This window comes from Variovorax sp. R-27, from assembly GCF_049913215.1.
GTDB lineage: Bacteria > Pseudomonadota > Gammaproteobacteria > Burkholderiales > Burkholderiaceae_C > Variovorax.
On sequence record NZ_CP183984.1, the window covers coordinates 4,252,833 to 4,265,634 of the forward strand.

Genomic DNA, 12,802 nt, shown 5'->3' on the forward strand with positions numbered 1-12,802 from the left:
GGCGGGCGCTGCGGCACCAACCCCGCTGGTTATTCCTCGCTCGTCCACTCAACCTGCACGCCCAGGCTGCGCAGGTTCTCCACGAAGCGCGGGTGCGCCCGTCGGATAGGCGCGGCGTTGCGGATCTCCGACTTGCCCTCGATGCTCGCCGCCACCATGAACAGCGCGATCGCCACGCGAATGATGTAGGGGCTCTCGACCACCGCGGGCGTCAGTGGATTGCCGCCGAAGGTAATGAGCCGGTGCGGGTCAGACGAGAACACGTGCGCCCCGAACTTCGAGAGCTCGCCCGTCCAGCCCAGCGCCCCGTCGTACACCTTGTTCCAGAACATCGCATTGCCCTGGGCACGCACACCCAGCGCGATGAAGATCGGCAGCAGGTCCACCGGAAAGTACGGCCACGGCGCCGCCTCGACCTTGGTAAGCACGTTGCTCGTGAAAGGTGTCTGCACCTTCAGCGGACCAGTGCGGATGGCACGCGACCAGCCGTCCGCATGCTCGATCTGCACGCCGAACTTGGCGAAGGTGCGGTCGAGCAGCGGAAAGTTTTCGGGAGCGCTGTTGCGCACGACCACGTCGCCGCCGGTGATGGCGCCCAACGCCAGGAAGGTCGTGATCTCGTGGAAATCTTCGTCGAAGCGAAACTCGCCGCCCTTGAGCGCGCCGTTGCCATGCACCGTGAGCCGTGAGGTGCCCATACCCTCGATGCGCACGCCAATCATGGCCATGAAGCGGCAGAACTCCTGCACGTGCGGCTCCGACGCTGCATTGGTCAGCGTCGAGGTGCCGCCCGCGGCGGCTGCGCACAGCACGAAGTTCTCGGTGGTCGTGACCGAGGCGTAGTCGAGCCAGTGATCGGTCGGCGTAAGCCGGCCTTTGCTGCGCACCAGCAGCGAGCCCTCGGTGCGCTCGACCTCGCCGCCGAAGCGCTGGAATACCTCCACGTGCGGATCGATCTCGCGCACGCCCAGCGTGCAGCCCTTCACGTTGTCTTCAAGCCGCGCAACGCCGAAGCGCGCCAGCAGCGGCGGCACCAGCATGATCGATGAGCGCATCTCTTCGGGCAGCCGGTGCAGCGATGCGTCGAAAGTGGTCTCGCGGTGATGCAGCTCGAGCGTGCCGGTCTCGTGGTCCATGTGCACGTCGCTACCGAGGGTGCGGAAGATGTCGAGGATCTTGCGCACGTCGGTGATGTCGGGCACGCCATGCAGGCGCAGCGGCTCCCAGGTGAGCAAAGTGGCACAGAGCACCGGAAGCACGGCGTTCTTGTTGGCGGAGGGGGTAATGCGGCCACGCAGCGGCGTACCGCCGTGCACGATGAGGTTGGACATGAAGAAGAAACAGAAACGGGGGGAGCGGGAGGCGGCGGGAAAAGGGTCGGAAACAGTCCGAAACCGGAGACGGGCACTTTACCGTCTGAAACCCGCATGTACGGGGCCGAAGTTGTAAGAACTTCAAAGCAGAAGCCACTGAGTTGGCAATTCTTTCGCATTAATGCGCGCCAGCAAGTTCGGTCAGGACAGCCGGTTTGCGGTACTTCATGATCGCCGCATGGACAACCCGATGCCCCGCGAGCCCGACATATTCGTCCCCCTCATGGCCTGGATCGAGGAGCGGCTCGACGACCACCTCACGCTCGAACTGATCGCGCAACGCGCGGGCTTTTCGGCGTACCACTTCTCCCGGATGTTCACCGCCCGCATGGGCCGCAGTGTCATGGCGCATGTGCGCGGGCGTCGACTCGTGCGCAGCGCCCGCAGGCTCTGCAGCGAGCCCGACGTGAAGCTCATCGATCTGGCCCTGGATTGCGGCTTCGAATCGCAGGAGGCTTTCACGCGCGCATTCAAGCGCCTCTTCGGCGCGTCACCCGGCCGCTTTCGTACCGGCTTCTCTCCTACCCCCATCGAAGGACAGTTTCCAATGAACTCCCCCAGCAGCACCCCCACGGCAGTGGCCCGATTGCCCGAATTGACCAGGCTCGAGGCGTTCCGCGTCGCGGGCCCATCCCGGCGCTTCGACGACGCGACGAAGTCCGACATTCCCCAACTGTGGTCTGCGCTTGTCGGTGCCTTGCCGCTGAAGGGCCAGACCCCGAGCTGGGCGACGTACGGCGTGGTCTGGAGCGTGGACCAGGAGGCCGGGAGCTTCATGTACATGGCAGGCGTGGGCGTGGAAACCGACGGCGACCTCCCCAAGGGCTTCGAAGTGAAGGAGATTCCGGCGGCAACCTACGTCGTTTTTCGCATCGCCCTGAACGGGTCCGCGCTGCACCCGCAAGTCAAGAGCGCCATGGCGACCATCTGGGGCGAGTTGATTCCCGCCTCCGGCTTGCGGGTCGTCGACAGCCCCGACTTCGAGATGTACGACGGTCATTTCGCGCCCGACCAGCCAGGGGCCGTGATCGACTTCTACGTGCCCGTGGAAGCCTGAGTTCCCGGGCGGTGCCCACTCACGACGAACTTGTTACTCCCCCGCCGCGCCCTCGCTCGCCTAAATTGGTTGCACCCAGCCAGCCCCGCTGGAAAACAACCTCGAAAGGACAAGACAAATGAGCCACGCCTACACCGGCGGCTGCGCGTGCGGCGCAATCCGCTACGAGATTTCGGCCGAGCCCATCTTCCAGAACGACTGCCAGTGCCGCGACTGCCAACGCAAGAGCGGCACCGGCCACGGCTCGTACCTCACCTTTCCACGCGCCGGCGTAAAGCACAGCGGCAATGCCACCCTGTGGGACATGGTCGGCGACAGCGGCAACGTCAAGACCCGGGGTTTCTGCCCGAACTGCGGCTCGCCCGTGTACCTGACCTTTGCGGCGATGCCCGACGTCTTCACCGTGCACGCCGCGAGCCTCGACGACCCCGGCCGGTACAAGCCGCAGGCGGTCACGTACACCGTGCGTGGGCACGGCTGGGACTTTCTCGACCCGGCACTGCCCAAGTTCGACAAGATGCCGCCGATGTGATGGCCCTGCCCGTTGGCTCAACTGAGATCTACGGCACCTTGGCATAGCCCATCCCATCGGTCCAGATGTCTCGCATGCTCTCCAACAGGCTCTTCGGGATTCGCTGGTCACTGGCCATCAGGCCCAGCGTCTTCTGCATCCCCTGCGCGATTCGCGCGAGAACGAGTTCTGGCTTTGCGACCCCGCAGACCTTGCGGCCGAACAGCAGCAGTTCCTCGGTCGTCGGGTAGGCCTTCGTGTGGCCCTTGCCGGCGAAGAGCTTGAGCGCCAGTGTGCGGTCCTCGAGCTCGGGGCCGCCTTCATAGCGCGTGTACCGATAGAGCGCGGTTGTCACCACATCGAACATCGGCGCAAGGCGGCAGTCAGCGGTCGAGGTATAGAGCAAGCCGTAGTTCTTGAGGTGGCCATCGCCGTTGCGCACCATGATGCTGAACGCCACTTGCTCGAAAAACCGCTCGAGGTTCTCGCTGGGCAGTTGAAGGTACTGCATCAGTTCGGCGATGCGCTGGTAGCTTCCGTGGTACTTGCGGTCGGATTGGATGTCGCGCACCCGAAGATTCATCAGCGCCGCAATGTCCTCGAAACCGATCCGGGACCCATCCGACGCGATGTCGAATCGGTCGACCAGCAGCAGATGCCCGTCGTCCGAGAGGTCGAACGTGGGTGTCTCGATGCCTGCGTGGCCAGCAGCCGTCAGGCACATGAACTCGTTGGCCGACAGGCCCGGGTAGGACGGTGCCGCAGCCTTCACGATGATCGTGGGCACTGGAACGCTGACCCGATCCGGCACCATGATCTTCGGCTGCATGCCGGCAATGCCGGCGCCCGTGCTCAGGTATGCGCGCACCAGTTCGTCGAACACCTCTGGCGTGTAGCGGGTTCCGAGCAAGGTCTTGCGGTCGATGACCCGAGGCATCGCAAGCGGCTGCGCCCCCGGCAACCGAAAGCCCAACCGACCGATACCGTTGGATCCCACCACCGCGAGCATGTGCATCTGAGTGAGCTGTTGCTTGGGAAACATCGCTCGCAGACGCAGGTACAGGTCACCCTCGGGCAGGTTCTGATCCATCACAGCGAAGAGGTCGCCGTCCTGGTAAGTCGGCCGGGTCGGCGGCATGAGCAACGCGACGGCGGGCTGCTCCACACGGCCGTCGAGATACCGGAACTCGTAGACCGAGTGTTTGAGCAACTGGCCGGCCGGCTCGCCGGCGATCCCAACGTCGAGCTGCCTGATCTTTTCAGGAAGCATCGTCGTCATCCTGTCCAAAGCGTTCCGTAACTTCTTCCAGCGTCGGCATGCCCAGGCGCTCCAGGCTGATCGTGAGATCCATGGCACGCAGGATGTCAAAAAGCGAGGCAAGCGTGATGTCTTCCCCCCGCTCCAGTCGATAGAGAACATTGCGCGCGCGGCCCGAGCGCGCGGCGATGTCGGTCGCCTTCAGGCGGCCATCTTTTCGCGCACGTTGGATTGCCTGGCCCAGTTCGATGGGCAGTCTTATTTTGTCCTTCATACGACACATTATTAATGTATATAGGCTTAATGTCCATTAAACAGGACATTCCTAGCTCCGCTACCGGCCCGGCAACTCGATCACCTCGCGCACCAGGTCGATGAAGGCTCTCAGCCCCGCCGGCACGTTGCGCCGGCTCGGGTAATACAGGCAGATGCCCGGGTAGCTTGGCGACCACTCTTCCAGCAGCGGCACCAGCCGGCCGCTGGCCAGGTCTTCTGCGACGTGGAACATTCCCATGTAGGCAATGCCCACGCCTGCGCGCGCCGCCTCCAGCATCAGCAGGGGCTCGTCGAGCGTGATGGGGCCGGGCACGTCGAGCGTCATCGCCTCGCCGTGGCGCGCGAACTCCCAGCGGTAAACGATGCCGCTCGAAAAGCGCCAGCGCACGCAGCGGTGCGCCATCAGGTCGTCGGGCACCTGGGGCGCAGGGTGCTTCTGCAGATATTGCGGCGATGCGACCACCACCATGCGCTGCTCGCCGCTCATGGGCACGGCCACCATGTCGCGCGGTACGGCCTCGGCCAGGCGGATGCCGGCGTCGAAGCCCTCGGCCACGATGTCGATCATCCGGCGCTCGGTCACGATGTCTACCTTCATGTCGGGGTAGCGGCGCAGGTACTCCAGCACCACCGGCGCGAAGATCATCTGCGCCGCGCCGACCGAACTGTTGAGCCGCAGGGTGCCGGTGGGCGTGTCGCGCAGCTCGTTGGTCGCCTCCATGGCGCCGCGGATGTCGGCCAGCGCCGGTGCGATGCGCGCGATGAACTGCTCGCCCGCCTCGGTGGTAGACACGCTGCGCGTGGTGCGGTTGAACAGGCGCACGCCCAGCCGCGCCTCCAGCCCTGCCACCGTGGCGCTGAGGGCCGAGCGCGACATGCCCATGTCGACCGCCGCCGCCCTGAAACCGCCGTGCCGGGCCACCGCCAGCACCGCCTCCAGCTCTACTAGTCCGCTGCTGTGCATGGTCGATTGTCCTGATTACCTGAATGACTCATGGTGATTTGACCGGCTTCTCAAGTCAATGCCAGAGCCCTAGATTTGGTTCAGGCCGGATTTTTCTCCGGTGAATCAACAGGAACACCGCCATGCGCAACATCGACCAGATCTACATCGACGGCGCCTTCGTCACCCCCCACGGGCGCGAACAGGCCGAGCTCATCAACCCCTCCACCGAGGCCGTCATCGGCCACGTCACCCTGGGTGACCGCGAAGACACGCTGCGAGCGATTGCCGCCGCCAAGCGCGCCTGGCCCGCCCATGCACGCAGCACCAAGTCCGAGCGCATCGCGCTGCTGCACCGCCTGCATGCCGCGGTGCTGGCCCGCGCCGACGACATCAATGCCGCCACCACCGAGGAGTACGGCGGCCCCGTGTCCCGCGCTAGCTGGGTTGCACGGTATGCGGCAGAGGCCTTCCTGCTCGCGGCGAAGACGCTGGAGCAATACCCCCTCAGCCGCCAGATCGGCAGCGCGCAGGTCGTGATGGAGCCGGTCGGCGTGGCCGGCCTCATCACGCCCTGGAATTCCAACGCCGGCTTCATCTGCAACAAGCTGGCGACCGCGCTGGCCGCCGGCTGCACCGTGGTCATCAAGCCCAGCGAGATGAGCGCCATCCAGACCCAGGTGGTCACCGAGGCACTGCACGCCGCGGGCCTGCCGCCGGGGCTCTTCAACATCGTCAACGGCCGGGGCGACGTGGTGGGCGCGGAGCTGAGCAGTCACCACGACATCGCCAAGATTTCTTTCACCGGCAGCACCGCCGTGGGCAAGGCCATCCAGCGCGCCGGGGCCGACACCCTGAAGCGCGTGACGCTGGAGCTGGGCGGCAAGTCGCCCACCGTGGTGCTGGACGACGCCGACTTCGCCACCGCCATTCCCCTGGCGGTGACGGCCGGCTTCCAGAACAGCGGCCAGGCCTGCCTGGCCGGCACCCGCATCCTGGTGCCCGAACACCGGCTGGACGAGGCCATCGCGCTGGCCCGGGCGGCGGTCGAGGCCGCGAAGGTCGGCGACCCGCGCGATGCCGCGACCGAGATCGGCCCCATGGTCAGCCGCAAGCAGTGGGAGCGGGTGCAGGGCTACATCCGCAAGGGAATCGACGAGGGCGCGCGGCTCGTCACCGGCGGCGAGGGCCGCCCGGCAGGCCTCGACGCCGGCTTCTACGTGCGCCCCACCCTGTTCGCCGGAGTACGCAACGACATGGTCATCGCGCGTGAAGAAATCTTCGGGCCCGTGCTCTGCCTCATTACCTACCGCGACGAGGAAGACGCCATCGCAATCGCCAACGACACGGTCTACGGCCTGCAGGCGGTGGTGCTGTCGGGCAGCGACGAACACGCCCTTGCCGTGGGCTCCCGCCTGCAGGCGGGCCGGGTGCTGATCAACGGCCTGCACCACGAGCCCCTGGCGCCCTTCGGCGGCTTCAAGCAATCGGGCATCGGCCGCGAATTCGGCACCTTCGGGCTGGAGGCGTATCTGGAGCCCAAGTCGGTGATACGGGCGGCCTGAACTCGAAGGCCTTCCCTACCCCGTCAGTGCCTCGCACTGGACTTCGATACGGGCGTGAAGCAGGCCCAGCGTTGCCGAGAGAAGCCGCTGCAGCGAGCCGCGCTGGCATGCGTCGAAGAGCGGCGCGGGGTCTGCATCGGACGAAGCGGCATCGCGCCGGTCTTCGTCCCAGGCGAGGAGCTGAACCAGCGTTTGCGCGCCCTGCACTACGTCGCGGGCGTCGTTCAGGAATGCGGCCTGGCTTTGCTGGGAAGAATCGTTGAGCCGGTCGCCCTGGACCCATTCGAAGGGTTTGAACTGGGCGGTGGGACGATAAGACGCGCAAGCACAACGGGCGTTCGTGCTTGCGTCGTTTGAAGAAGCATTGGCCATGGGCCTCCAAGGATGTCGATTTGCAGAAACCGACGCCATCGCTTCCAAACGAGGGCGGCAGCTCGAACGGGTTGGAAGACCGGGACATCCTTGCGGAAACCGGCAGGGCGCGAGCCCTCCCGTTCGAGCCGCCTAAAAAAATAGGCGCAAACGAAAAAGCCGCAGACCAAGTGCGGTAGCTGCGGCTTTCGTCGCAGGATGTCAGCGGGCTTCCAAACCCGGCCTCGCTCATCACGAGGCGGGGGCAATGTAAGCGGTGTTGATAGAGCCCGTCAAGCTTGGGTGGCCAAGGTCATTGCGCTGACGCCACCAAGCGAATCGATGAGCTGCGCATTAACTGAGACCAAGCTCTGATCGCGACGGTGGTGTATCCGGCTGCGGTCGAGCCTATGCGGTCAGTTGTACGGGGCCATCATCGGCATTGGCAAGTCTTGGGGCCGTTCTGAGCTCCCGTCGCAGCGTGTTCTGGAGAAACCAATGCGCCGTCTCGCCAGCCTCGCGCCGTGCAGGTAGCTCGGCAAATCTCGCCGCCCATCGCGCCACTGGAACTTGCACTCCTGCCAAATCCAAACAACGGCCCCACCAAGGCGAAGGCAACGAAAACGGCGACCGCAATCAGGCCGGAGCGCAGCTTCTGACTTAGCTTTGCTTTCGCAGACCGCTGGGAACTGGTCATGACGCAATCCTAGAGACTGAGATCTGAAAGAGGCTTGGCCTAACCCGAATGAATGGAGCGTTGATGAAGAGCAGACCCCTAGTGGAAGCTGAAAGTCTGCTTGCTGCAAGAGAGAACGTCAGCACGGGGCGGCGGATTCAACCGGTCGATGCAACACATTCGCTGAACATCTCAGCGGGTGTCTGGAAACCGAGCGTCTTGCGCGGCCTCTCGTTCAATTGTCTCGCGATCGCGTTGAGCTGGCGCTGTGAGAAGCCTGCGAGGCTCACGCCCTTGGGCATGTACTGCCTAAGCAAGCCATTGGTGTTCTCGTTGCTTCCGCGTTGCCATGGGCTTTGCGGATCGCAGAAGTAGACCCGGATGTCGGTGGCCATCGTGAATTTCTTGTGCGCGTGCATCTCCGTGCCTCGATCCCAAGTCAGTGACTTGTAGAGCTCCTGCGGCAGTTTGCGGGCGTTCTTGATGAGTGCATTGACGACCGTCTGCGAGTCCTTGCCATCCAGCTTCACCAACATCACGTATCGCGTTTGACGTTCAACCAATGTCGCGATCTGGCTGTTGCCACTGCCAAAGACCAGGTCGCCCTCCCAGTGACCAGGCACTGCTCGGTCTTCAACGCAGGCGGGCCGCTCACTGATCGAAACAGCATCGACGATCTTCCCGTGAATTGCCGTCTTCTGCGTGTAGTGGCGTGACCGGCGCATTCCACGGGTGCGCCGCAGGTGCTCCAACAACTCTTTCTTCAAGGCGCCACGCGCTTGAATGAACAGACTGCGGTAGATGGTCTCGTGTGACACGTGGTGGCTCTCGTCGCACGGATAAGTATGCCGGAGCCAACCTGCGATCTGTTCCGGCGACCAGAGCACGCGCAGCTTGTCCATCACGATGCGAGCCAATGTGCGGTTCTCACTCAGCTTGCAACGCTTGGGACGTCGCGCTCGATCCCAAGTCGCTTCATCGGCCAGGCTGGCACGGTAGCCATCGCTACCACCGTTGCGCTTGATCTCTCGACTGATCGTCGATGGTGCTCGCCCCAGTCGCGCTGCAGTGGATCGAATCGACTCGCCTGCCACCATCGCCCGCGAGATCTCCTCGCGCTCGGCCAACGTCAATGCAGTCGATGCGCGCGATCGCTGAGGCGGCCGGAATCCGCCCGTTTCCGCAAGTATTCGATGGATCGACGTGTGAGGCCGATCGAAGAGTTTGCCGATCTCATGCAACGTCCAGCCTTGCTTCCAGCGCTCCCACATCAGTGCCTTCTGACTGCCTGAATAGTAGATTCTTGGTCGCCGCTTCATCTGCAACACTCCTTCCGCCTATGCGGTGGTTAGTGTGTTGCATCGACCGGTTGAATCCGCCGCCCGAAGCAGACGGTGGACGTCCTCTTTTGCCGACGTTCAACCGCTAGGACTTTGGAGTGACCGCCTGCTCGTAGGTATCCAGCAACCGCTGAAGCAAAGCCCGCTCGGTGGCATCGATGTCGTTGCTCTGGTCAACTACTACGCCATTCAACAAGTAGTACTCGGTATCGTCTTTGATGTGGCCACGCTTGACGATTCGTTTGAATGAAGACGAGTACCTACGCCGAAGCTCTGACAAGGAGACCAACCCAACCCCGCGAAAGGCTTCGTCGAGAGACTCGACTTGTTCCGACGGAATGCGGCCTAGTTCTTCGAGAATGTCATTGGTCGCCATGCGCAAGCCTTCAAGCGCTTTCGACCTTCCATACTTCTCGATGATGTCGATGTAAACGTCCGCCATCTTCGGTGAATTTGCGACAGGTTTTGTGACCTGCGTGGAGTAGAAGTCAACGAAAGCATAGAGTTCTTGAAACTCGCGCTCGCGTGCTGCAGAAAGTGGTCCAGGCATAGCAATTGCGCTGGTAGTCGGAGGTTTGCAATTGTCCGTACACGAACATCGTACTGTCGGCCCGCTTCATTGATCGCTGGCAGCCTCCTGTCCGACCAGGACAACTAGATCAGAAGGCGCAGCGATTCTCATATACGGCAAATCAATTCCGCTTTCCTTCAGTGTTGACTGATAGTGAAGCAAGCGGGAGAGCAACGCCTCTTGCAGCCCTTGCGCCAGCCAACGCACATCGTCGTTCGCATCGCTATTCGCCCCAATCCACTGAGAAAGTTGCCGAGCGTCCGCACAAAGAATTGACAGTGAATCTCCTTGAATTACAGAGCCGGGAAACCTACGACCTGGCGTTTGAACAACGGCTTGATTCGAAGCGTCAGAGTAAACCGCAAGTTCGACCTTCACCATCGGGAGTTCCTTTATCTATGTTGCAGCAAATGTCCGCTCCTGGGCGGCAATGTGCCAGCACGGCGAGCGACCGGTTGTGGCCGTTTTGCGACTTGGCACCCGGCCGCCTGCTATCCGAGCTGGTCGACGCGAACCGGCTGGTCTTCGAAAATCAAAACCTGCGGTGCGAGACCATCAGCCATCCGCTCCTGGAAGAAATTCGAACCAATGCCATCGCTCCATTGGCCGACCGTGTACCTCTGCAAGACTTCAACCTCCGGTTTGGTCAGGAAGCGCGGAACCGAATATTCCGTGCGGGCCACTAGTCCCCCAACCTGCGAGTCGAACTCAAACTTCAGTTCCCCTCCAGAGATGCCGACGCCCGCCAGCTCTCGAGTCTCGCTGCCGTCCAGAAGATAGTCAGAAAAAGATTCGTCGGAATAGGTGAGTCCATGCAGCGTTCGCAGAACGCCTCGGTCCTCAACGAGTTCGCCTTCGTCAGACCGGCGGAAGTCGAATACGGAGGCCATTGCTGAGAAGCGGATAGTTGGCACCACTGAGCCCTTTGAATCTAAGAATGTTGATTGCCGATTGTTCATGCAGGTCCGGTTGGTGTGCACGCGCTTCTTGCTTGCAACGCCAGACGCGCCGGAACCTGTTGTGTTTACGCTGCGAGAGTCCTCAGTGGGCCGAACTGGGCCGCTCCCGCGAACGTCTGGTCATGGCCGTCTACGGTCACCATTGCCCAGATGCTGGACGCTGAAGCCTAGTCTTCAGGAAATCGAAGTACTTGGGGTCGTCCTTCGAGAATATCTCGGCCCCCGCCCCCATGTACGCCCGTGACAGTTCGTCGGCTGCTCGCTCGAGAGCGCCGAGTTCGAACTGACACTGCCCTAGTCTGAGATGCAGGAATGGGTTGCCAATCGCATCGGGGTAGTGCATTGCGCTGGACAGATTGTCGCGCCCAGCCTCGAAGTCGCCGGCCAAGAAATTGGCGTCGCCGATGGCCGCCAGAATCCACGTGCCGGCAGACCAATCCGTTTTGGGCTCAGGCAACAAATCAAATGCCTGCCAATACAGGACCAGCGCGGCTGCAAACTGTTTGCTGCTCGCCTGCTGGTCCCCTTCTGCGCAGAGCCGCTTTACCTCTTCGTGCGTCTCGTCAGAGAGCTCTGTGCTTGTATGTGCGAGTGCGGCTGTCTTGGCCGCCGGCTTCTTGTCTTTCCTAAACCAGCCGAAAACCATCCGCTCCTCCTCGTATCGTCGCATGTGCGCGACCTTTTACTCAATATCGGCTCGCCCCGGCAAACGTCTCCTAGTGGCCGACTGTCGCCGTCTGGCATCCGCACGCTATGTCTTCAACGGTGTGAGATTGCCAGCATTGGAAGGCAAAACGTGCTGGCAGAACCGCCAGTCTTCCACTGCTTGGTCATCGACATAGACGTCAGGCTTGGGGAGAAAACCGATGAAAAGATCGTCGATGCCAAGCTCCACCGCGGAGCTGTGCGCATACTCGCCGCCGCCCGAACTCCAGAGATACAGCGCCGCGCCGTCCGCATACAGCCTTCTGATGTGCGCAATAACCGCAGGCATGGGAATACGCTTGGTGCCGACGGACCGAACCAGTGTGTCGTCAACATCAACGAAGATTACCCGCTGTCGAAATGGATTTGTGCTCATGCCTTGTGCGATCGGGGTCTGTGATGAATGACTGGGGTTGGCCGACTTTGGTCGAACGGGGGCTAGTGTCGTGACCTGAGCGCGAGCCAATGCGTCAACAGGGCTAGGGCGGAAGTAACACCGAAGCCCTGGACAAAGGTGATGGCGTCCGAGTACCACCATGCGCTTAGGAGCCCACAGTCCAGGCAGCCAAAGCGCAATGGAAGAAGAAAAAGGGCCCGTAGGGCCCCTACCAACGTCGCGCCACCAGCAATGCCCATAGTGGTGACGAAGAAAATAGCCTGCCACGTCATGCGCTTTCGAAGGCACCAAAGCGCAACGCCAGTGACCGGAATCAAGAAACTTCCGAAAGGGAGAATTCTGAACTGAAGGATTTCCGCTATCGACATGCCGGCTATGTTTCTAGTTCGGTGGGCGGGAGATTGGAAGGTCCGAAAGTGGCCGCTAGGCGCCAGTGGCGCCGTTGTATCGACGATAACTTTTACGGTAGAGATAAAAAAAGTTTCGCATTTCCTCCGTCAGGTCCGAGGCATCTACGATCTTCCAAAATCTGGCTTCACCAAGGAGAGGCGCCAGGGCAACCAGACCATTGCCGGCGCTATTCTGCGCAGCGCGAAGCCATTCCACAAGCAACGCCTCAACATGATTATTTGGAAGTTGCGACGATCTTGCCAGCGACATGCTGTACGTGTAGTTCAGCGGCCAGAGCGCACGGATGAACGCCAACCGTTTTTCAACTGAAATGCCTCGAAGCCACTTTCGTAGATCGACGTCTACTTGGGCCACCGCAGGCCTCTTCTTAAACTGTTCGGGCGTGAAAGCTTCGGATTCCATTGGAGGG

15 protein-coding genes are annotated in these 12,802 nt (G+C 62.1%); 3 read left to right on the forward strand and 12 right to left on the reverse strand.

What is annotated here, in order from left to right:
• Window positions 1-29: 29 nt before the first annotated feature.
• Window positions 30-1,331 (reverse strand): UDP-N-acetylglucosamine 1-carboxyvinyltransferase, encoded by a 1,302-nt coding sequence (locus tag ACN9MV_RS19965; RefSeq protein WP_093055537.1) that lies wholly within the window; start codon window positions 1,329-1,331, stop codon window positions 30-32.
• Between the two features lie 163 nt (window positions 1,332-1,494).
• On the opposite strand from ACN9MV_RS19965, the gene ACN9MV_RS19970 reads away from it, so the two are divergent.
• Both ACN9MV_RS19970 and ACN9MV_RS19975 read left to right on the forward strand, forming a co-directional pair.
• A complete protein-coding gene (locus tag ACN9MV_RS19970) occupies window positions 1,495-2,430 on the forward strand; it encodes an AraC family transcriptional regulator (RefSeq protein ID WP_426389136.1) in 936 nt (311 codons plus the stop codon).
• 118 nt (window positions 2,431-2,548) lie between these two features.
• Window positions 2,549-2,962 carry a GFA family protein gene (locus tag ACN9MV_RS19975; protein WP_093073234.1) on the forward strand — a complete coding sequence of 138 codons (414 nt, stop codon included), beginning with the start codon at window positions 2,549-2,551 and terminating at the stop codon, window positions 2,960-2,962.
• 28 nt (window positions 2,963-2,990) lie between these two features.
• On the opposite strand, the gene ACN9MV_RS19980 is transcribed toward ACN9MV_RS19975, so the two are convergent.
• Genes ACN9MV_RS19980 through ACN9MV_RS19990 form a run of 3 tightly spaced genes read right to left on the reverse strand, consistent with a single transcriptional unit; the run spans window position 2,991 to window position 5,439 of the window.
• A complete protein-coding gene (locus ACN9MV_RS19980) occupies window positions 2,991-4,220 on the reverse strand; it encodes a type II toxin-antitoxin system HipA family toxin (protein ID WP_256216609.1) in 1,230 nt (409 codons plus the stop codon).
• Complete coding sequence (locus ACN9MV_RS19985) at window positions 4,201-4,473, reverse strand: helix-turn-helix domain-containing protein (protein ID WP_256216607.1); 273 nt, start codon at window positions 4,471-4,473, stop codon at window positions 4,201-4,203. The genes ACN9MV_RS19980 and ACN9MV_RS19985 overlap by 20 nt, the downstream gene beginning before the upstream one ends.
• 60 nt (window positions 4,474-4,533) lie before the next feature.
• Window positions 4,534-5,439, reverse strand: a complete 906-nt coding sequence (locus ACN9MV_RS19990) for a LysR family transcriptional regulator (protein ID WP_426389137.1) — start codon at window positions 5,437-5,439, stop codon at window positions 4,534-4,536.
• Window positions 5,440-5,561: 122 nt separating this feature from the next.
• On the opposite strand from ACN9MV_RS19990, the gene ACN9MV_RS19995 reads away from it, so the two are divergent.
• Complete coding sequence (locus tag ACN9MV_RS19995) at window positions 5,562-6,983, forward strand: aldehyde dehydrogenase family protein (RefSeq protein WP_426389138.1); 1,422 nt, start codon at window positions 5,562-5,564, stop codon at window positions 6,981-6,983.
• Between the two features lie 15 nt (window positions 6,984-6,998).
• On the opposite strand, the gene ACN9MV_RS20000 is transcribed toward ACN9MV_RS19995, so the two are convergent.
• From ACN9MV_RS20000 to ACN9MV_RS20035, 8 genes are all read right to left on the reverse strand, one after another.
• Entirely contained in the window at window positions 6,999-7,355 is a 357-nt protein-coding gene (locus ACN9MV_RS20000; RefSeq protein WP_426389139.1) for a hypothetical protein, read from the reverse strand.
• A gap of 813 nt (window positions 7,356-8,168) precedes the next feature.
• A complete protein-coding gene (locus tag ACN9MV_RS20005; RefSeq protein ID WP_354339586.1) occupies window positions 8,169-9,329 on the reverse strand; it encodes an IS30 family transposase in 1,161 nt (386 codons plus the stop codon).
• Between the two features lie 106 nt (window positions 9,330-9,435).
• Window positions 9,436-9,900: a hypothetical protein gene (locus ACN9MV_RS20010; protein WP_426389140.1), complete on the reverse strand. Its 465-nt coding sequence runs from the start codon at window positions 9,898-9,900 to the stop codon at window positions 9,436-9,438.
• Between the two features lie 66 nt (window positions 9,901-9,966).
• Window positions 9,967-10,302, reverse strand: coding sequence for a DUF6959 family protein (locus tag ACN9MV_RS20015; protein WP_426389141.1), 336 nt, complete (start codon window positions 10,300-10,302; stop codon window positions 9,967-9,969).
• 110 nt (window positions 10,303-10,412) lie between these two features.
• Window positions 10,413-10,880: a hypothetical protein gene (locus tag ACN9MV_RS20020; protein ID WP_426389142.1), complete on the reverse strand. Its 468-nt coding sequence runs from the start codon at window positions 10,878-10,880 to the stop codon at window positions 10,413-10,415.
• 136 nt (window positions 10,881-11,016) lie between these two features.
• Window positions 11,017-11,550: a tetratricopeptide repeat protein gene (locus ACN9MV_RS20025; protein ID WP_256329607.1), complete on the reverse strand. Its 534-nt coding sequence runs from the start codon at window positions 11,548-11,550 to the stop codon at window positions 11,017-11,019.
• Between the two features lie 81 nt (window positions 11,551-11,631).
• On the reverse strand, window positions 11,632-11,961 hold the full coding sequence (locus tag ACN9MV_RS20030) for a DUF705 domain-containing protein (protein WP_426389143.1): 330 nt from the start codon (window positions 11,959-11,961) through the stop codon (window positions 11,632-11,634).
• 444 nt (window positions 11,962-12,405) lie between these two features.
• Window positions 12,406-12,795, reverse strand: coding sequence for a hypothetical protein (locus tag ACN9MV_RS20035; protein ID WP_426389144.1), 390 nt, complete (start codon window positions 12,793-12,795; stop codon window positions 12,406-12,408).
• Window positions 12,796-12,802: the final 7 nt, after the last annotated feature.

Bases quoted from the DNA above. Each gene is read 5' to 3' on its own strand.
- ACN9MV_RS19965 (WP_093055537.1), bottom strand. From the start codon at position 1,331: ATGTCCAACCTCATCGTGCACGGCGGTACGCCGCTGCGTGGCCGCATT.
- ACN9MV_RS19970 (WP_426389136.1), top strand. From the start codon at position 1,495: ATGCGCGCCAGCAAGTTCGGTCAGGACAGCCGGTTTGCGGTACTTCAT.
- ACN9MV_RS19975 (WP_093073234.1), top strand. From the start codon at position 2,549: ATGAGCCACGCCTACACCGGCGGCTGCGCGTGCGGCGCAATCCGCTAC.
- ACN9MV_RS19980 (WP_256216609.1), bottom strand. From the start codon at position 4,220: ATGACGACGATGCTTCCTGAAAAGATCAGGCAGCTCGACGTTGGGATC.
- ACN9MV_RS19985 (WP_256216607.1), bottom strand. From the start codon at position 4,473: ATGAAGGACAAAATAAGACTGCCCATCGAACTGGGCCAGGCAATCCAA.
- ACN9MV_RS19990 (WP_426389137.1), bottom strand. From the start codon at position 5,439: ATGCACAGCAGCGGACTAGTAGAGCTGGAGGCGGTGCTGGCGGTGGCC.
- ACN9MV_RS19995 (WP_426389138.1), top strand. From the start codon at position 5,562: ATGCGCAACATCGACCAGATCTACATCGACGGCGCCTTCGTCACCCCC.
- ACN9MV_RS20000 (WP_426389139.1), bottom strand. From the start codon at position 7,355: ATGGCCAATGCTTCTTCAAACGACGCAAGCACGAACGCCCGTTGTGCT.
- ACN9MV_RS20005 (WP_354339586.1), bottom strand. From the start codon at position 9,329: ATGAAGCGGCGACCAAGAATCTACTATTCAGGCAGTCAGAAGGCACTG.
- ACN9MV_RS20010 (WP_426389140.1), bottom strand. From the start codon at position 9,900: ATGCCTGGACCACTTTCTGCAGCACGCGAGCGCGAGTTTCAAGAACTC.
- ACN9MV_RS20015 (WP_426389141.1), bottom strand. From the start codon at position 10,302: ATGGTGAAGGTCGAACTTGCGGTTTACTCTGACGCTTCGAATCAAGCC.
- ACN9MV_RS20020 (WP_426389142.1), bottom strand. From the start codon at position 10,880: ATGAACAATCGGCAATCAACATTCTTAGATTCAAAGGGCTCAGTGGTG.
- ACN9MV_RS20025 (WP_256329607.1), bottom strand. From the start codon at position 11,550: ATGCGACGATACGAGGAGGAGCGGATGGTTTTCGGCTGGTTTAGGAAA.
- ACN9MV_RS20030 (WP_426389143.1), bottom strand. From the start codon at position 11,961: ATGAGCACAAATCCATTTCGACAGCGGGTAATCTTCGTTGATGTTGAC.
- ACN9MV_RS20035 (WP_426389144.1), bottom strand. From the start codon at position 12,795: ATGGAATCCGAAGCTTTCACGCCCGAACAGTTTAAGAAGAGGCCTGCG.